This window comes from Pseudoxanthomonas sp. GM95 (assembly GCF_900109775.1).
Classification (GTDB): Bacteria; Pseudomonadota; Gammaproteobacteria; order Xanthomonadales; family Xanthomonadaceae; genus Pseudoxanthomonas_A.
Genome location: NZ_FOAX01000002.1, coordinates 785,644 through 803,861, shown reverse-complemented (window position 1 = coordinate 803,861; position 18,218 = coordinate 785,644). Strand labels below are relative to the sequence as shown.

Annotated in this window: 17 protein-coding genes; 11 read left to right on the top strand and 6 right to left on the bottom strand. The window is 66.4% G+C overall.

Translation table 11 applies throughout. The annotated features are described in order from the left end of the window. Window positions 1–145 precede the first annotated feature (145 nt). From BMZ17_RS11595 to BMZ17_RS11585, 3 genes are all read left to right on the top strand, one after another. The gene (locus BMZ17_RS11595; RefSeq protein ID WP_093138729.1) at window positions 146–766 is read left to right on the top strand and encodes an OmpW/AlkL family protein; all 621 of its coding nucleotides are present in this window, start codon (window positions 146–148) and stop codon (window positions 764–766) included. Window positions 767–905: 139 nt separating this feature from the next. Beyond that, complete coding sequence (locus BMZ17_RS11590; protein ID WP_093138728.1) at window positions 906–1,526, top strand: OmpW/AlkL family protein; 621 nt, start codon at window positions 906–908, stop codon at window positions 1,524–1,526. A gap of 82 nt (window positions 1,527–1,608) precedes the next feature. Continuing rightward, complete coding sequence (locus BMZ17_RS11585) at window positions 1,609–2,436, top strand: S1/P1 nuclease (RefSeq protein WP_093138727.1); 828 nt, start codon at window positions 1,609–1,611, stop codon at window positions 2,434–2,436. Between the two features lie 665 nt (window positions 2,437–3,101). Here BMZ17_RS11585 and trxC read toward each other — a convergent pair. Next, window positions 3,102–3,536: a thioredoxin TrxC gene (trxC, locus tag BMZ17_RS11580; protein WP_093138726.1), complete on the bottom strand. Its 435-nt coding sequence runs from the start codon at window positions 3,534–3,536 to the stop codon at window positions 3,102–3,104. After that, the gene (locus BMZ17_RS11575) at window positions 3,533–4,012 is read right to left on the bottom strand and encodes an OsmC family protein (RefSeq protein ID WP_093138725.1); all 480 of its coding nucleotides are present in this window, start codon (window positions 4,010–4,012) and stop codon (window positions 3,533–3,535) included. Before BMZ17_RS11575 ends, trxC begins: the two co-directional genes overlap by 4 nt. A 144-nt stretch (window positions 4,013–4,156) precedes the next feature. Between BMZ17_RS11575 and BMZ17_RS11570 the strand changes: the two genes are divergently transcribed. The 6 genes from BMZ17_RS11570 (at window position 4,157) to BMZ17_RS11545 (ending at window position 7,872) form a co-directional block, all read left to right on the top strand. Further along, complete coding sequence (locus tag BMZ17_RS11570; protein WP_093138724.1) at window positions 4,157–4,516, top strand: winged helix-turn-helix domain-containing protein; 360 nt, start codon at window positions 4,157–4,159, stop codon at window positions 4,514–4,516. A gap of 109 nt (window positions 4,517–4,625) precedes the next feature. After that, on the top strand, window positions 4,626–5,093 hold the full coding sequence (locus tag BMZ17_RS11565) for a molybdopterin-dependent oxidoreductase (protein ID WP_093138723.1): 468 nt from the start codon (window positions 4,626–4,628) through the stop codon (window positions 5,091–5,093). 48 nt (window positions 5,094–5,141) lie between these two features. Beyond that, complete coding sequence (gene modA / locus BMZ17_RS11560; protein ID WP_093138722.1) at window positions 5,142–5,924, top strand: molybdate ABC transporter substrate-binding protein; 783 nt, start codon at window positions 5,142–5,144, stop codon at window positions 5,922–5,924. Window positions 5,925–5,927: 3 nt separating this feature from the next. After that, a complete protein-coding gene (gene modB, locus BMZ17_RS11555) occupies window positions 5,928–6,626 on the top strand; it encodes a molybdate ABC transporter permease subunit (protein WP_093138721.1) in 699 nt (232 codons plus the stop codon). Continuing rightward, entirely contained in the window at window positions 6,626–7,243 is a 618-nt protein-coding gene (locus BMZ17_RS11550; protein ID WP_093138720.1) for an ATP-binding cassette domain-containing protein, read from the top strand. The genes modB and BMZ17_RS11550 overlap by 1 nt, the downstream gene beginning before the upstream one ends. Window positions 7,244–7,314: 71 nt before the next feature. Further along, the gene (locus tag BMZ17_RS11545) at window positions 7,315–7,872 is read left to right on the top strand and encodes a flavin reductase family protein (RefSeq protein ID WP_093138719.1); all 558 of its coding nucleotides are present in this window, start codon (window positions 7,315–7,317) and stop codon (window positions 7,870–7,872) included. A 106-nt stretch (window positions 7,873–7,978) separates the two neighbouring features. Here the strand turns inward: BMZ17_RS11545 and BMZ17_RS11540 are convergent, their stop codons facing one another. From BMZ17_RS11540 to BMZ17_RS11530, 3 genes are read right to left on the bottom strand one after another with little or no spacing between them, the layout of a single operon-like run. Continuing rightward, entirely contained in the window at window positions 7,979–8,566 is a 588-nt protein-coding gene (locus tag BMZ17_RS11540; protein ID WP_093138718.1) for a hypothetical protein, read from the bottom strand. After that, window positions 8,566–10,620, bottom strand: a complete 2,055-nt coding sequence (locus BMZ17_RS11535) for a TonB family protein (RefSeq protein WP_093138717.1) — start codon at window positions 10,618–10,620, stop codon at window positions 8,566–8,568. The genes BMZ17_RS11540 and BMZ17_RS11535 overlap by 1 nt, the downstream gene beginning before the upstream one ends. Beyond that, entirely contained in the window at window positions 10,610–10,978 is a 369-nt protein-coding gene (locus BMZ17_RS11530; RefSeq protein ID WP_093138716.1) for a BlaI/MecI/CopY family transcriptional regulator, read from the bottom strand. Before BMZ17_RS11530 ends, BMZ17_RS11535 begins: the two co-directional genes overlap by 11 nt. 200 nt (window positions 10,979–11,178) lie before the next feature. Between BMZ17_RS11530 and BMZ17_RS11525 the strand changes: the two genes are divergently transcribed. Continuing rightward, complete coding sequence (locus BMZ17_RS11525; protein ID WP_093138715.1) at window positions 11,179–13,311, top strand: TonB-dependent siderophore receptor; 2,133 nt, start codon at window positions 11,179–11,181, stop codon at window positions 13,309–13,311. Between the two features lie 400 nt (window positions 13,312–13,711). On the opposite strand, the gene fhuE is transcribed toward BMZ17_RS11525, so the two are convergent. Beyond that, window positions 13,712–15,913: a ferric-rhodotorulic acid/ferric-coprogen receptor FhuE gene (gene fhuE, locus BMZ17_RS11520; RefSeq protein ID WP_093138714.1), complete on the bottom strand. Its 2,202-nt coding sequence runs from the start codon at window positions 15,911–15,913 to the stop codon at window positions 13,712–13,714. Between the two features lie 339 nt (window positions 15,914–16,252). Here fhuE and BMZ17_RS11515 point away from each other — a divergent pair, with 339 nt between their 5' ends. After that, window positions 16,253–18,217 carry an acetyl-CoA hydrolase/transferase C-terminal domain-containing protein gene (locus tag BMZ17_RS11515; RefSeq protein WP_093138713.1) on the top strand — a complete coding sequence of 655 codons (1,965 nt, stop codon included), beginning with the start codon at window positions 16,253–16,255 and terminating at the stop codon, window positions 18,215–18,217. Window position 18,218 lies beyond the last annotated feature (1 nt).

Below are 18,218 nucleotides of genomic sequence, written 5' to 3'. Positions count from 1 at the left end.
AGCGCTTACACCTCGGTCATCGGCCACTACCGACCGAGGCGCGATTGCAGGGCCTGCCGCGCGCCAACCTGCCTTGATCCGGATCAAGGCGCAGCCGCCTGCGGCTGCACAGACTGCGCGCACTTTCCCACGCAGGACCTTGCACATGCGCTTGATCGCCTTCTCCCTCGCTGCCTTCGCCCTTGGCGCCGCCACGCTGCCCGCCCACGCCCAATCCCGCGGCGACTTGGCGCTGGGCCTGGGCGTGCACCAGGTCAACCCAAAGTCCGACAACGGCGCGCTCGCCGGCGGCACGCTGCCGTTGAGGGTCGGCAGCGACACCAAGCCGACCGTCAGCCTGGAGTACTTCGTCGCTGACAACCTGGGCCTGGAAGTGCTGGCCGCCTGGCCATTCGAACACGACATCGCCATCGCCGGCCTTGGGCGAGTCGGCAGCACCAAGCACCTGCCGCCGACGGTCTCGCTGCAGTACCACTTCAACAGCGCGAGGCGGGTGTCGCCGTTCGTGGGCGCCGGGCTCAACTACACGACCTTCTTCAGCGAGAAGACCACTGGTGCGCTGGCCGGCAGCGAATTGTCGCTGGGCGATTCCTGGGGGCTGGCCGCGCATGTCGGCGTGGATTTCGCCTTGAGCGCGCGCAGCGCACTGCGGATCGATGCGCGCTGGATGGACATCGACAGCAAGGTCCGCGTGGACGGCGCCGACCTCGGCACCGCGCACCTGGCTCCGCTGACCTACGGCGCGGCCTGGGTGCTGAAGTTCTGACCCCGGTCGCGACAGCGCGGCGCAGCCTCTGGCACACTCGCTGACAAGGGAATGCGAGGCTGCGTTGCCGCCAGGACAGGCGGAACTCTCCGGCACGGTGCGCGTTCCCCAAGGACCGACCACCATCCCCGGGGACCCCATGCACCTTCGTCCGCTTCATTGCCTTGCCGCGCTCGCGCTTGCCGGCTGCGCGCCTTCCGCCTTCGCCCAGGCCGCGGGCCACTTCACCCTCGGCGCCGGGCTGTATGGCATCGCGCCCAAGTCCGATGCCGGCACGATCCTGGCCGGCACCACGCCGCTGGAAGTGGACGACGGCATTGGCGCCTCGCTGACCTGGGAAACCTTCATCGCCGAAAACTGGGGCCTGGAAACCGCGCTGAACCTGGCCGGCAAGCAGGACATCACCGTCGACGGCAGCAAGGCCGGCAGCTTCGTCGCGCTGCCGCCGAGCTTCACCGTGCAGTACCACTTCAACGGCAGCGGCAACATCTCACCGTTCGTCGGCCTGGGCCTGAACTACGCCACCTACTTCAGCGAGAGCGGCGACGGCGTCCTGGCCGGCACCGACCTGAAGCTCAAGGATTCCTTCGGCCTGGCCGCGCATGCCGGCATCGATTTCGCCATCGGCGAAAGCGGCGCGGTGCGCGTGGACGTGCGCTGGATGCAGATGCGCCCGGACATCGCGCTGTACGAACAGAAGGTCGGCTCGCTCAAGATCGATCCGCTGTATTACGGCGTCGCCTACATCCACTATTTCTGAGCCGCCGATCACGCGCCCGGCCGGCTGACATCGGGCCGCACCGGGTGCGCAGGTATGATCGCCCGCTGTCGAAATTGCGTGGATGTGCGTCTTGAATCGTTTGTTCGTGCGGCCGCTGGCCGCGCTGCTGTCGCTGGCCCTGGTTGGCACCCCGTCCCTGGCCCTGGCCTGGGGCCGCAACGGCCACAAGCTCGTCGCCGAACTGGCCGAGCCCGATCTCACACCCAAGACCCGCGCGCAGATCGATGCGTTGCTGGCGCTGGAGCCCGGCGCCACGCTGGGCAGCATCGCCAGCTGGCCCGATGAACTGCGCGAGCACGATCCCGATCTCGGCAAGCGCACCGCGCCCTGGCATTACGTCAACCTGGGCGAAAGCGACTGCCATTACGACCCGCCGCGCGATTGCCGCAATGGCGACTGCGAGATCGAAGCGCTCGCCGCGCAGACCAAGCTCCTCGCCGATCGCACCGCGCCGGCCGCGCAGCGCCTGCAGGCCCTGAAGTTCGTCGTACACCTGGTCGGCGACACACACCAGCCGCTGCACGCCGGCTACGCCAAGGACAAGGGCGCCAACACCGTGCAGGTCAACGTGGACGGCCGCGGCAGCAACCTGCATTCGCTATGGGACAGCGGCCTGCTGCGTCACACGGGCCTGGACGATGACGCCTTGCTTGCGCAGATTCGCGCCCTGCCGCGGCCAGAGGCTGGACCCGGTGCAAGTTATCCGCCCAGTGCCGGGCCGTGGGCGGAGGCCTCATGCCGCATCGCCTTGTCCCCGGGTTTGTATCCGGCGCAGGCGAAGATCGACCAGGCGTATTTCGATACCTGGACGCCGGTGGCCGAGCAGCAGCTGCGCTTGGCGGGGGTGCGGCTGGCGGCGGTGTTGAATGCGGCGTTGGGGTCGCGCTAAGGCGCGGTAGCTTTTTTAAAGCAGAGCTTTCGCGCGGCTGCGGCGCACGCCTTCCTTTTGTCTTGGCAAAAGGAAGCAAAACCGCCAGCGCCTGTCCCCAAGAGGGGATTGAAAACACTCGCCGATGCCGCGCATCGGTGCCCTGTGCTCCTCGCCGCAAACGGCACGGCGCGCAAACTCGCTTCGCTCAGACACGCGCGCCTCTACGGCCGTTTCCGCCTGCGGTGCTCGGCTCGCTTTGAAGGCGCTGAAGATCAAGAGCAGAGCAACAACAAAGCCAAAGCCGCCGAGCAAGCTCGGCGCCAGACGCGCAGATCTCCGTAACCGCGGCTTCTCCGCTTTCGCCTTTGCTTGCGCTCTGAAACTCTCCGTGAGGCACGGCGAAGGGACGAGGACAAGACCCGCAGGGCGCCGCACAAGGATGTGCGGCGTTTTTGGAAGGGACAGGGATGTCCCTTCCAAAAATCCCTCGCCCCGTAGCGAACCCGCGTAGCGGGCGTGCCGCCCGGAGTGTGTTGACCAGACATGCGTCTGTGGAAAAGCGCTTCTTTGCCTAGCTTTCTTTGCACAAGCAAAGAAAGTAGGTCGGGCGGCGAAGCCGCACGAAAGCTTCTGTCTTTGGACAAAATGACGCCAAGACAATCGCCATAGGCGTCAACCGCAAATCAAACCAAACTCAACGCCCACCGCACAATCTCCCCACCCTGCATCGCCCCCGACTGCCGCCCCAACTCGCGGCCACGCAGGAACACTGCCATCGTCGGAATGCTCCGAATCCCGAACCGCGCGCCCAGCGCCGGCTGTGCATCCGTATCGACCTTGGCTAGCCGCAGGCGCGGCTCCAGCTGCGCGGCGGCAGCTTCGAAATGCGGCGCCATCATCTTGCACGGGCCGCACCAAGGCGCCCAGAAATCCACCAGCAGCGGCAGGTCGCTGTCACGCGAATGCGTGTCGAAGTGGGCCGTGTCCAACACGACCGGACGACCGACGAACAAGGCCTGGTGACAGCGGCCGCAGGTGGGCGCCTCGGCCAGGCGTGGCGCCGGCACGCGATTACGCGCGTGGCAGTGCGGACAGGCGATCAATAGCGGCTCGCTCATGCGCCGGCCTCGCCGGAGTGATCGCCGCGCAGGACGTGGCCCAGCGCGTCCTTCACCGTGACCTGCACATCGATGCCCTGGCGCACGCTCTGGGTGACGGTGCAGAAGTCCTCGAAAGTCTCCAGCACGCGCTCCAGGTGTTGGTAATCGGCGTTGGCCTCGGGCAGGTGCAGGGTCGCTTCGACCTGCGGCAGGCGCCAGCGGCCGTCGGCGTTGCGCACCGGCACGGCGGTGATCGAAGCGCGCAGCTTGCCCGGCGTGTTGCGATGCTTGCGCAGGGCGAACAGCAGGCTGGCCGACAGGCAGTTGGCGATCGAGGCCAGCAGCAGGCGCGTGGGGTTGGGGCCTTGGTCGTGGCCCAATGGCGCGGCCTCGTCGGACAACACCTCGGGCACGTCCAGGCCCTCGAACCGGATGCGGAAGGCGAAGTCCTCCTCCTGCTCCAGCACCACCGTGATCGGATCTTCGATGCCCATGACGACTCCCGGCCGCGTTGCGAAGGCGCCAAGCCTACGCCGGCGCGGCGCGAAGCGGCTTGCACGTGTGTGCGGGCAGCGCAGCAACAGGCCCCGAGGAAACGGTCCGCTATGCTGCCGCGGCCGCCGCCTGACCGGATCGCCATGACTGCCACGCCTGCTTCCCGCCGCCTGAGCCTACGCGTGCTGCTTGCCCCCGACGCGATGCTGGGGCCGGGCAAGGCCGAGTTGCTGGAACGCGTGCGCGACACCGGTTCGATCTCCGCGGCCGGCCGGGCGATGGGCATGAGCTACAAGCGCGCCTGGGACCTGGCGAGCGCGATGAACAAGATGTTCGATGCGCCGCTGATCCAGGCCAGCAAGGGCGGCAGCAGCGGCGGTGGCGCGGTCCTGACCCCGCTGGGCACGCAGGTACTGGCGACTTATCGCCGGATCGAACAGACCTGCGCCCAGGCTGCCGCGGCCGACCTGGACTGGCTGCGCGCGCACGCCGCGGCGACGTGAGCCGCACGCCTGGCGTCATCAGCGCGACGTCACGCCCGTCATCACTTTTCGTGCATGGACATGGCGAAACGGCCTGCGGTATATCCTTGTCGATATATCGGGAGTCCAGATGAAAGCCTTCGCCGTCCTGCTGCTTGCCGCGCTGTCCGCGCTCCCGGCCGTGTCCGCCTTCGCGGCTTCGGATGACGCCGCGATCAGCGTGCCGCTCGATGCCGCCGCGCTGCGCGATCTGCCGCGCCAACGTGCGCAGATGGACGTGCACGGCCAGGCGCTGGATTGCAGCGGCGTCGCGCTGGCCGCGCTGCTGCAGAAGGCACAGGCCATGCCGGCCACGCCGCTGCGCGGCCCGCAGCTGGCGCGCGTGGTCGAGGTGCAGGCGGCGGATGGCTACCGCGTGGTCTTCTCGCTGGGCGAACTGGACGCCACGCTGGGCAAGGCCCAGGTCGTGCTCGCCGACCAGTGCGCCGGCAAGCCGCTGGACGCGCACGACGGTCCACTGCGCCTGCTGGTCCCCGGCGATGGCCGTCCGGCGCGCTCGGTGCGCCAGGTCAACCGCATCACCGTGCGCACGCCCTGAGCGCGCGACACTTTCCGCTGCATCACACGACTTGAGGGGATCCTTCCGATGACACGTCTTGCTTCGCGCCTGCTGCGCACCGGCGTCCTGCTGCTGGCCGCCGCCAGCACCTTTGCCGTCCAGGCCGCCGACACCACGCCGGTCACCGTTTTCGCCGCCGCCAGCCTCAAGGAATCGATGGACGAGGCCGCCGCGCTGTACCAGAAGACCACGGGCACGCCGGTCACTGTCTCCTACGCGGCCAGTTCCACCCTGGCCAAGCAGGTCGAACAGGGCGCGCCGGCCGATGTCTTCATCTCCGCCGACCTGCAATGGATGGACTACCTGCAGGAACGCAAGCTGGTCGATACCGCCACCCGCCGCAGCCTGCTCGGCAACACCCTGGTGCTGGTGGCACCCAAGGCCAGTGCCACCCAGCTCAAGGTCACCCAGCCCGGCGCGCTGGTGAAGGCGCTCGGCGACGGCCGCCTGGCCGTGGGCCAGGTCAGCAGCGTGCCGGCCGGCAAGTACGCCAAGTCGGCGCTGGAATCGCTGAAGCTGTGGGACGGCGTGCAGGCCAAGCTGGCCGAATCGGACAGCGTGCGTTCGGCACTGCTGCTGGTCTCGCGCGGCGAAGCCCCGCTGGGCATCGTCTACGGCTCCGACGCGGCCGCCGACCCGGGCGTGCGCGTGGTCGATACCTTCCCGGCGACCAGCCATCCGGCCATCGTCTACCCGGTCGCCAGCCTGACCACCGGCACCGCGCCGTCGCGCAAGGCCTTTGTCACCTGGCTGGGCACGGCGCCGGCCAAGGCCATCTTCGAAAAGCGCGGCTTCACGGTCCTGAAGTAAGGCGTGTTCGCGTTCTCGCCTGACGAACTGGTCGCCATCCACCTCAGCCTGAAGGTGGCGGCGGTCGGCGCGCTGGCCAGCCTGCCGCCGGCCATCGCCGTGGCCTGGCTGCTGGCGCGCAAGCGCTTCGTCGGCCGCACGCTGCTGGATGCGGTGATCCACCTGCCGCTGGTCTTGCCGCCGGTGGTGATCGGCTACGTGTTGCTGGTGACGATGGGCACGCGCGGGGTGATCGGCGCGTGGCTACTGGAACACCTGGGCATCCGCTTCGCCTTCCGCTGGACCGGCGCGGCGCTGGCCTGCGCGGTGATGGGCTTTCCGCTAATGGTGCGCGCCATCCGGCTATCGATCGAACAGGTCGATTGCCGCCTGGAACACGCCGCCGCCACGCTTGGCGCGCCGCCGTGGAAGGTGTTCCTAACGATCACCCTGCCGCTGGCATGGCCGGGCCTGGTCGCCGGCGCGGTGCTGGCATTTGCCAAGGCGCTGGGCGAATTCGGCGCCACCATCACCTTCGTCTCCAACATCCCCGGCCAGACCCAGACGGTCTCGGCGGCGATCTACAGCCTGCTGCAGGTGCCCGGCGGCGAACACGGCATCTGGCGCCTGGCCGCGGTGTCGCTGTGCATTTCGCTGGGCGCGCTGGTGCTGTCCGAATGGCTGGTGCGCCGCCAGCGCGGGCACGAGGCAGAGGTGCTGTGATGCTGGAGGTGGACATCCAGCTGCAGCGCGGTGGCTTCCAGCGCCAGGTGCGGATCGCCAGCGATGCGCGCGTGCTCGCGCTGACTGGGCCATCCGGTGCCGGCAAGACCAGCGTGCTCAACGCCATCGCCGGGCTGTTGCGTCCGACGAGTGGCCGGATCGCGGTGGAAGACCGGGTGCTATTCGACAGCACCGGGCGCATCAACACGTCCGTGCATCAGCGCCGCATCGGCTATGTGTTCCAGGAAGCGCGGCTGTTTCCGCACCTGGATATCAACGCCAACCTGCGCTATGGCCGCCACGCACCGGCGCGCGCAACGCAGTTCGGGTTCGATGCGGTGGTCGAGCTGCTTGGCATTTCTCCATTGCTACAGCGACGCCCGCGCAACCTCTCCGGCGGCGAAGCCCAGCGCGTGGCGATCGGCCGCGCATTGCTGTCGCAACCCGCCTTGTTGCTGCTGGACGAACCGCTGTCCGCGCTGGATGCACAGCGTCGCGGCGAGCTGATTCCCTACCTGCGCCGGGTCTGCACCGAGACCGGCCTGCCGATGGTCTACGTCAGCCACCAGCCCGACGAGGTGCAGCAGCTGGCCGACGCGGTGCACGTGCTGGACTGAGCGGCCGTGGTGGACGCGGCCTGCACGGCCGCGCTGGTGTAGTGGACGCTGCTTCCACGCCAAGGCCGCCGATGAAGATCGCTCGCAAAAGGGATTTCCCGGTGCACCAGGTGCGCCGCTTCCTGGAACCCGGCCCGGTGGTGCTGGTGAGTTCCGCGCACGACGGCCAGCGCGACATCATGACGATGGGCTGGCACATGGTCATGGAGTTCTCGCCGTCGCTGCTGGCGTGCGTGATCGCCAGTGGCAATCGCAGCTTCGAGCTGGTGCGGGCCAGCCGGCAATGTGTGATCAACCTGCCAACCGAGCCGCTGCTGGACACCGTGGTGCGCATCGGCAACTGCAGCGGCGATGAGGTCGACAAGTTCGACGCCTTCGGCCTGACCGCACAACCTGCCACCCACGTGGACGCGCCCTTGATCGCGCAATGCCACGCCAGTTTCGAATGCCGCCTACACGATGACGCCCTGGTGGAGCGTTACAACCTGTTCGTCTGGGAAGTGGTGAAGGCGCACGTCGCGCCGACACCCAAGAATCCGCGCACCGTCCACTACCGCGGCGAAGGACAGTTCATGGTCTCGGGCAACGAGCGCTCACGGCGGCGGCTGTTCAAGCCGGAGATGCTCTAACTTCGCTTGTGCTCATGTGGGAGCCGATTCATCGGCGATGCGGCCCGTCAGAAGAGCCCTTCGCCGATGAATCGGCTCCCACAACAGCCTGGGATGCAATAGTGGGCTATCGCCCGCCCATACCACCCGATTCGACATGCACGTGCCCCTGCTCCACCGCGAAGGTGAAGGCATACAACAGCGTCACCGGCACCGGCTCAACCGACTGCGCGCCTTCGCAACTGGTGCTGTCGGCCGGCGGATGATCTGCGGCGAAATGGCAGAGCGCCGCGGGCGCAAAGCGCCATTGCCGCACCTTTCCCAGCATCGCCTGCACTAGATCCGCGTTGCTGGCCTGCGCACCCGCCGCGCAGTCTTCGCGGTCGTCCAGCAGCTCCGCACGCTGCACGTCGCCCTGCGCATCGAGCACCACCCGTGCGCAGACCGTCGTCGGTGCCAGCGTCTGTCGCGGCGAATCCGCCCGCAGCTCCGGATTGCCCGCTTCGGTCGGCGCCGGCATGCGGAAGACTTCGGTTGGCGCCAGTTCGTAACGCTCGATCTTGCCCGAAGCACCGCCATCACCTTCGGGCGTCAACATCCGCTGGTCGACGTTGGTGTTGCGGGTGGTGGCGTCGGGAGAATCGGCAACCGGGTGCGTGGCGCAGCCTGAAAGAAACAAAGCAATTGCGATGCATGACCCCAGACGTGCTTGCATCAGCGGCCCACCAAGAAGCCGGGCGGCGCATCGATCGCCTGCCGCGTATCGATAGCAACCTGTCCCGCCACGGCCAAGCCATCTTTCATCGGCGGAGTCTGACGGAACTGCGAAAGCGCCGCCATGATGGCGCGCTCGCGTTCATCAGGCTTGCGATCGGTGTCCAGGTGCACGTTCGAGGTCGTCCCATCCGGGACAACATCCGCAAGGATTTTCGTTCCAGCCGGTGTAACGGAAGAAGCCTTCTCGACCACGGGCTTGCGAATGCCACACGCGGCGTCCTGCTCCTTGCCCTTCTCGCCCATCACCAGCACGTCGCAGCGCATGTCACGTGTCTCGCCCTTTTGCAGGTCGGTCTTGTACCAGCCGTAGTCCGCGCGCTTGACGCCACCGGCCATGGTGGTCGCCGTTGGATCCTGCGGGTCGATATCAAAATCGATTGGAACGCGGACGCGGCCGGCAACGTGCTTCCCATCCTTCATTGCAGGATTGAACATCCAATTGCGCACGGCCTGTAGTGCAGCCGCTTCGAACACACCTGCCGGCTCGGCTTGCGAGACCGTCGCATCGACCACATGCCCATCGGCGGCCACATCAACCAGCAGGACGACGTGCCCTGTCACGCCATTTTGTGCTGCATCAACTGGATAAAGCGGAGGCGGACGATGCTCTGGGCGGGCTTGGGGATAAAAGCCAGCGGCGCTGTCTCCATCCACCGTTGTTGGCAAGCCCTGCCCCTGCGACGCCACCCTGACGTTCCCTGAGAACACCGGACCACCCGGCAGGGTCAATGGTTTGTCTTGCAACGCCGAAACCGATTGACCTGTTGTGTTGGCGACCACTGACACTTCGAATGCTGCCGCGGTGGTATCGCCGGCCTCCGGCTGTTGCTTGACCGACGCGGCCACGCCTTCCCGTGTGATCAGCACCGGCGTTGCGGTCTCCTCGCCGTTGCGCTTGATCGACATGCTCAGTTTGACCAGCCCATCGCCGTACGCTTCCGGCGTGATCTCGCAATCCCACTGATTGCCGGCTTTGGTCTCGACCTTGAACGCCATCGGCACTTTTGCCCGACCGCGCATCTCGAAGTTGCTTTGCTCGCCGTCCACCGTGAGGTCGAATTTCAGACTGTATTGCGGCGCGGTCGCGGCATTCGGCGTGGCAGCTGCGACCGCAGGCTGCTGCGCCCAAGCCGCATACCCACCGCCGGCAAACAACGCCAGCAACAATGCGCTCGATAAACCGGTCTGCCACCGGCGGGGACTGGGACGTTTCAACATGGCGATCCGCTCCTTGATCGGGTGGGTGTGCCAGTGACAGCCCACTGGCAAGGCGAAGGCATCCAGCTGCGTCTTGAGCATGGCCTGGGCGTAGGTGCGGCGGGCGTGCGGATGGCGCTGCAGCACGCGGGCGTCGCAAGCCAGTTCCTGGTCATGGCGATAGCGCGCCACGGCCCAGTGCAGCAGCGGGTTGAACCAGTACGCGCAGCGCAGCAGCGCGACCAGCGCATTGCACGGCAGGTCGCCGCGCGCGATGTGCTGGCGCTCGTGCGCGACGACCAGCGCGCGCTCATCGACGTCGTAGCGCTGCAGGAAATCGGCCGGCAGCACGATGCGCGGACGCAGCACGCCGGTCACGGCCGGCAGCCCTGCGCTGGTCGCGGCCACGCCAAGCCCGTGCGCGTGCATGCGCAGCGGACCAAGCCGCTGCAGGAAGCGCCGCTGCTGCCACGCCTGTACGCAGGCCACCGCAAGCGCACCGATGACCCAAATCGCGATCAACACCGGCATCCAAGGCACGGACGATGCGACCGGCACCGCCTCGAGCGCCTGTGCCTCGCCGACCTTGGCGACCATCGGCACCAGCACGGCCGGTCGCACCGGCGCGGGCAGCAGCACCGCGACCAGCGCGATCGGCACCAGCGCCCACAGGCCGTAGGTCGCACCCGCGCCGAAGGCAACGCGCATCGGCCTGCGCAGCGCCAGCACCAGGAGCAACGCCGCGCTGCTGGCCAGCGTGGTCTCGATCAACACCGCGATCAGTTCACTGCTCATCGTCCAACTCCTGTACGAGACGTTTGAGATCGGCGATGTCCTGCGCCGAGAGTTTTCCGCGCTCTGAAAAATGCGCCACCAGCGGCGCCACGCGCCCGCCGAACACCCGCTCCAACAGGCCTTCGCTCTGCTGCTGCACCCAGGCCTGGCGGGTCAGCACCGGCGAATACAGATACCGGCGCCCGTCCCTGGTCGCCGCGATAGCCCCCTTGTTGAGCAGACGGTTGAGCAGGGTCTTGATGGTCGGTTCGGCCCAGTCGTTGCGACTGGCCAGCGCGGCGACCACCTCATCGGCGCCCTGCGGACTGCGGTCCCATAGCACCTCCATCACCACGGCTTCGGCTTCGCTGATCGCCATTGCGTTTACGCCTGTAATTTTTATTGAAATTACACCCGTAATCGAAAGCCTGTCAAGGGCCAGGAATGCAACCGGGACGCCGTTTGTCGCCCAAGACATGCATCGACATCACAAAAATATAAAACGCGAATCATTTTCATTTACTATGCCGCCCGCACGCGGACCGCCGCTCACCATTCCTTAACCATCTGGACCCCTCCATGACCCGTCCTTCGCCCTCTCCCGCCGCCCTGCCGCGCCTGTCCCTGCTGGCGCTCGGCTTGTTTGCCGCCTTCCAGGCCGTTGCGCAGCCTGCCGGTGACGCCGCTGCCGATGCAGCCGACGCCAAGGATCTGGACAAGGTCCTGGTCGTCGCCCAGCGCGCCGAGCGCGTCAGCAACGGCGCAACCAACCTCGATCTGGCGATCAAGGACACGCCGCAGTCGATCAGCGTGGTCAGCCGCGAGCAGATGGACAACTTCGGTGCCAACAACCTCAACGATGCGCTGCGCCTGTCGCCGGGCATCCAGGTCGAGGAGTGGGAAACCAACCGCACCAACTACATCTCGCGTGGCTTCGAGATCGTCAACACGCAGATCGACGGCATCGGCCTGCCCAACGGCTGGGGCATCGTCACCGGCGCGATGGATTCGTTCGGCTACGACAAGATCGAAGTCATCCGCGGCGCCAACGGCCTGCTGACCGGCGTAGGCAACGCCGCCGGCACCATCAACTACGTGCGTAAGCGCCCGACCAACGATGAGGAAGGCTCGGTCTCGGTCAGCTACGGCTCCTGGGGCACCAAGCGCGAAACGGTCGACTATTCCTCGCCGATCACCACCGACGGCACCTGGGCGGTGCGCGTGGTCGCCGCGCATGAAGACGGCGGCTCGTACCTGCGCGACTACGACAAGGAGCGCACCTACCTCTACGGCGTGGTCGATGGCCAGATCGGCGAGAACGGCACCCTGACCGCCGGTTACTCGTACCAGCAGGCCAACAGCACCGGCAACATGTGGGGCGCGCTGACCTTCAACACTGTCGGCGGTGGCCAGGTCGCCTGGGATCGCAGCGCCTCGACCACCCAGGACTGGACCTACTGGAACAGCAACAACCAGACCGGTTTCCTGGAGTACACCCACCAGCTCAGTGACAACTGGCGCCTGAAACTGGCCTACAACTACCGCCGCACCACCAGCGACGACCAGCTGTTCTTCGCCTACACCTTCACCGGCCTGGACCCGGTGACCTATGAAGGCCTGAACGGCTATCCGTACAAGGGCCAGGACAAGACCACGGCCAACCTGGGCACCGCCGAACTCAACGGCACCTACTCGCTGTTCGGCCGCGACCAGGAAGCCATGCTCGGCTTCAGCCTGGCGCAGAGCCACGGCGGCACGACCTACAACCCGGCGTTCTCGGGCTTCGATGTGCTGCCGGGCTTCCCGTACGCCAACAACGTCGTGGCCGAGCCGACCTGGGGCGATCGCACCGTGCCCGACACCACCAACCAGCGCATCAAGCGCACCTACGGCGTGACCCGCGTGTCGCTGACCGAGCGTCTGAAGGCCATGGTGGGCTTCAACTACACCTCCTTCGAACGCGAAGGCCAGACCGGCGGCGTGCTGTATCGCCAGAGCGACAGCCACACCAGTCCGTACGCCGGCGTCACCTGGGACTTCAGCGATGACGTGCTGGGCTACGTGAGCTATTCGGACATCTACCAGCCGCAGGACCAGACCGACATCAACAAGGTCTATCTGGACCCGACCAAGGGCAAGAACTACGAGGTCGGCGTCAAGGCCAACTGGCTGGACCAGCGCCTGCTGACCACGCTGGCGGTGTTCGACGCCAAGCAGGACGGGCTGGCGACCTACCGCGGCCTGGATCCGGCCAGCGGCAACTACTACTACGAGCCGGTCGACGTGCAGTCGCGCGGCGTCGAGCTGGAGGTCACCGGCAAGGTCACCGACAACCTCGACGTGGTGCTGGGTTACACCCACCTGAAGATGGACGGCGACAACGGCGACGACACCTTCCCCTGGGTGGCCCGCAACGCCGCCAACCTGGCCATCAGCGCGCGCCTGCCCAGCTACACCGCGCTGTCCTACGGCGTCAGTGCCCGCTGGCAGGCCGGCACCACTTCGGGCCCGGACAGCTACAGCGGCTACACCGTTCACCAGGATGCGTATGCGATCTTCAATGCCTTCGTCGGCTGGAACATCACCGATGACCTGAGTCTGCGCGTCAATGCCAACAACATCGCCGACAAGAAGTACATCGGCAGCCTGTACCAGATCGGCTACTACGGCGCGCCGCGCAACACCACGGCGACGCTGGAATACCGCTTCTAAGCCGTTATCAGGTTGGACCTCGCGCTGGCGTAAACGCTGGCATGAGGGGTCACATCGAAAAGGCCCGCCCCTGATGGAGCGGGCCTTTTTGTTTGCGCCTTGGTGGGCTGCGCGGCTCAAGCGCGCGTTCGCACGGCGCCGCTTTCAACGCGAGATCCAGCAATGGCACCGGCAGCGTCGGCGTCGGCGTCGTGATCGATGCACATCGCAGAGCGCTCACGACCGATGCAAAGCCCGCGGCGTCATGATCGAAACAGCCCTGCTCGAACGCAGTTCACAGCGAATATGCGTCGCATCGACATCAGGCGCCAGGCACCTCCCCGACACTGCCGATGCAAGACGCAAAAAAGAAGCGCCGGACAAGCCGGCGCTTCTTTCAACACTTGCCCTATGCGTTGAATCAGAACGAATAGATCAGCGTCAGCGAGCCATTGCTCGGCTCGCCGTACGCGCCGTAGCCGTAGATCTGCGAGTAGTACTTCTTGTCCAGCAGGTTGTTGAGGTTGGCCTGCACCGAGAACCGGTCCGAGATGCGATAGCGCGCGAAGGCATTGACCAGTGCGTACGCGCCCTGACGCGCCAGGATGCTGTCGGTCGAGGTGTAGTAGGCCGTGGCATAGATGCGGTTCTGCCAGTTCACGCCACCACCGAAGGTCAGGTCCGACAGGCCACGCGGGGTGTAGCTGGTGTAGAGCTTGATCGTGGTCTGCGGTAGCTCGCTGTTGATGTCGTCGCCGTTCTCATCCTTGGCCACGTAGCGCGAGGCACCGAAGGTCGCGTTCCAGCCCGGAGCCAACTCGCCATTCACTTCGAACTCGACGCCACGGCTCACCGTGCCCTGCGCCGCGACGTAGATCGCCTCGTTCTGGTCGTTGTACTGACCGGTGGCTTGCGCCAGGTTGTCCTGCTCGATGCGGAACACCGACAGCGAGGCGTTCAGGCGATTGTCGAACCACGCCGCCTTGACGCCGGCCTCGTAGCTCTTGCCCGTGGTCGGGTCGAGGAAGCGCTTGTTGACGTCCTTGGTCAGCTGCGGATTGAAGATGTCCGTATAGCTGACATAGGTCGACCAGGTGTCGTCGATGTCGTAGATCAGGCCGGCGTACGGGACGGTCTTCTTCTGTGCGTTGACCTGGGGCACGCCGCCTTCCTGGCCATCGACCTTCCAGTCGGTGTAGCGCGCGCCGACGATCAGCTTCAACGGATCGGCCAGGGTAAAGCGCGCCGCCGCGTAAGCCGCCTTCTGCGTCACCACGCCACTGCTGGCCTCGTAGGAGGTGGTCCAGGCCGGCTCGGTGAAGTTGCCGGTCCAGCCGTTGTAGCTCGGGATCAGGCCCGGGAAGCTGCCATCTTCGTAATTGAATGCATTGTTGACGTAGTCGCGGCGGTTGTAGCTCAGGCCGGCCATCAGCTCGTGGGTGCGGCCGAACAGCTGGAACGGCCCGCTGACATAGCCATCCAGGCCATCGACCTTGCGCTGGGTATCGTAGCGACCGGCGTAAGGCACGATGCCGGTACCAGTCTCGCGGTCGTAGCCGGTGCCCGCGCTGTAGTACGGATAAAACAGCACGTCCTGCACGTCGGTCTGGTCGTGCGTGGCGCCGACCTTGAGCATCCAGCCGCTGTCGAAATCGTGCTGCAGCGTGGCGAACGCACGCTTGGTGGTCGTGTCCCAATACGTCCAGTCGGTCGCGGGATTGAACGCGCGCGAGTAGTTGGTCCTGGTGCCATCGGAGTACCACATCGGGAAGCCGCCCCAGGTGACGTCGTCCGATTCCTTCTTCTGGTAGTCGTAACCGACGCTCAGCAGCGTGTTGTCGGTCAGGTCGGCGTCGATCACCCCATAAAACAGCTTCTTCTTCTGGCTGTAACGGTCCACGGCCGAATCGGTATCCAGGTAGCTGCCGATCACGCGCGCACGTACGGTGCCGGCGCTGTTGAGCGGCGTGGTCACATCGACCGTGGTGCGGCTGCGGTTCCAGCTGCCGACGGTCTGCGAGACGCTGCCGGTCAGGGTGTGGCTGTCGGCGTGCTTGCGGATCAGGTTGACCGAGGCCGACGGGTTGCCGGTGCCACTCAGCAGGCCGGTCGCGCCACGCACGACTTCCACGCGGTCGTACAGCGCCAGGTCCAGGGCCGAGTCGCCATAGCTCCAGTTCTGCACCATCGTGGTGGGGATGCCGTCGAACTGGTAGCTGTCGATGTAGAAGCCGCGCGCGTAGAACTCGAAGCGCTCGCTGTCCGACCGGGTATTGGAGATGCCGGTGGTGTTTTCCAGCACGTCGATGATGTCGTCCAGGCCCTGATCTTCGATGCGCTGGTGGCTGATGATGCTGACCGACTGCGGGATCTCGCGCGCGGACAGGTTGAAGCGCGTGCCGGCGTTGGTCTTGCGGATCGAGTAGCCCTCGGCGCGCTCGCCCTTGACCTGCAGGCTGTCCAGCGTGGTCACGTCGGCCTTGTCCTGGTCGGGCGCCGGGGTTTCATCGGCAGCCAAGGCCGGCGCGGCGGCGAGCACGCACAGCGAAGCGAACAGCGCGCTGGACAGAAGACGGCGGCGCTGCAGGCAGACAGCGGAAGGAACGGGCGATCGGCGGGTCATGAGGGGGCTTCCAGAAAGGCGGCATCAAGCCCCACGCCAACATCCGACAGGCGCGGGACGACGAGTAAGAGGTGGCGAACAACGCCGCTGGCAGACGCCTCCCGAACGGGAGCGGCTGGCGGTCGGCCCGGGCTTGCATCCGATGCGGCGAACCGGGATGACACGATTTTAATGAAAATGATTCGCGTTCGCCAGCATTGACCTCTACTACCGTTCTGGTCGCAGCCTTATGCGGCACACCGGCCGCTGCGATCAGCACCGACACCGCCGCAAGCGGTGCCCGCGATCAAGCCGCGCGCCCACCACAAGCGTTGAACGCACATCAAGGAAGCTGGCTGCATGACCCTCGCCCTTGCCGACCTGTCCGACGCCGTCGATCTGATCCTGCAGCGCATTCCCGGCCCGCTGCGCGTCGCCGCGCCGCTGGGCATCGGCAAGCCGCACCGCTTGCTCAATGCGCTGTACGAGCGGATCGAACGTGATCCGTCGCGGCCCATGCAGCTCTACACCGCGCTGTCGCTGGATCCACCCGCACCCAAGGGCGATGGGCTGGAAGCGCGCTTCTTCAAGCCGTTTGCCGCGCGTCACTTTGGCCAGCACTTCCCCGCCTTGCGCTATGTGCAGGCATTGAAGGCGAACACGCTCCCCGCGCACATCCAGGTGGAAGAGTTCTACATGCAGTCCGGCGCGTTGCTGCATTCGACCCAGATGCAGCGGAGCTACGTCAGCCTTAACTACACCCACGCCGCCGACGGCGTGGCCCAGCGCGCGCCGAACATGATCGTGCAGAAAGTCGCGCGCGATCCGCAGGCAGCGGCCGACGCGCCACTGCGCCTATCGCTGTCGTGCAATAACGACACCACCCAGGACACGCTCGACGCGATCCGCCGTCGCGGCCTGCCGCGTCCGTTGATGGTCGCCGAGATCGATCCGCAGCTGCCCTGGATGGGCGGCGTCGCGACGGTGGGCGAGGATTTCTTCGACGTGGTGATCGATCCGCCCGGACCGCATCCGGCGCTGTTCGGCCTGCCGCGCCAGCCGGTCAGCGAAAGCGATTACGCCATCGGCCTGCACGCCAGCGCGCTGGTGCGCGACGGCGGCACGCTGCAGATCGGCATCGGCACGCTGGCCGACGCCCTCAGCCACGCGCTGGTGCTGCGGCATACCGATAACGCCACCTATCGCCGCGTCCTCGAAGCGCTGGACCCCGAGCTGATCCATCACCCCGCCGTGATCGAAAGCGGCGGCATGGCGCCCTTCTCGATCGGCCTTTACGGCTGCAGCGAGATGCTCAACGAAGGCTTCCGCCAGCTGGTGCAACACGGCGTGACCAAGCGCCGCGTCGTGGATGATGCGCCACTGATGCAGCGCATCGCCACCGGCAGCGCCAGCGACGCGGACCACGCAAAGCTCCAGGCCGAAGGCGAGTATCTGCACGGCGCCTTCTACCTGGGATCGCCCGAATTCTACGACTGGCTGCGCAACCTGGATCATGACCAGCGCCGCGCCATCGGCATGCGTAGGATCAGCGAGATCAACCAGCTCTATGGCGGCAACGAGGCGCTGGAGCGGCTGCAGCGCGTGGAATCCCGCTTCTTCAACAGCTGCATGATGGCCACCGCCTTGGGCGCCGCGGTGTCCGATGGGCTGGAGGATGGGCGCGTGGTCTCCGGCGTCGGCGGGCAGCACGACTTCGTCAGCATGGCCCACGCGCTGGACGATGCGCGCAGTGTGCTGATGCTGCGCAGCTGGCGCGGATTACCCACGCAAGCCGCCTCCAACATCCGCTGGAATTACGGCCACACCACCATTCCGCGCCACCTGCGCGATGTGTTCGTGGACGAGTACGGCATCGCCGATCTGCGCGCGCAGACCGACGAGGACTGCGTGATCGCGATGTGCGGCATCACCGATGCGCGCTTCGTCGCGCCGCTGGTCGAACAGGCCAAGCGCGCAGGCAAGCTCCACAGCGACTTCCAGCCACCCGCGCAGTGGCAGCGCAACACGCCGCAACGATTGGCGCAGGCGCTGGCGCCGTTCCGCCGTGACGGGACGCTACCCGACTATCCGCTGGGCAGCGATTTCACCGACACCGAGCAGCAGCTCGTGCGCGCGCTGACCTGGCTGAAAGAGCACACCGCCACGCGCGCCGACAAGCTGCGCACCGTCGCTGCGGCGCTGCTGACGAAAACGCCGGACGCGGCTATCGCGCTGTCGCGCATGGACCTGTCCCAGCCGCGCAGGCTGGGACAGCGGCTCATGGCCCGGCTGCTGCGTTACGCGCTGGCCCAGACCCGCGCTTAGC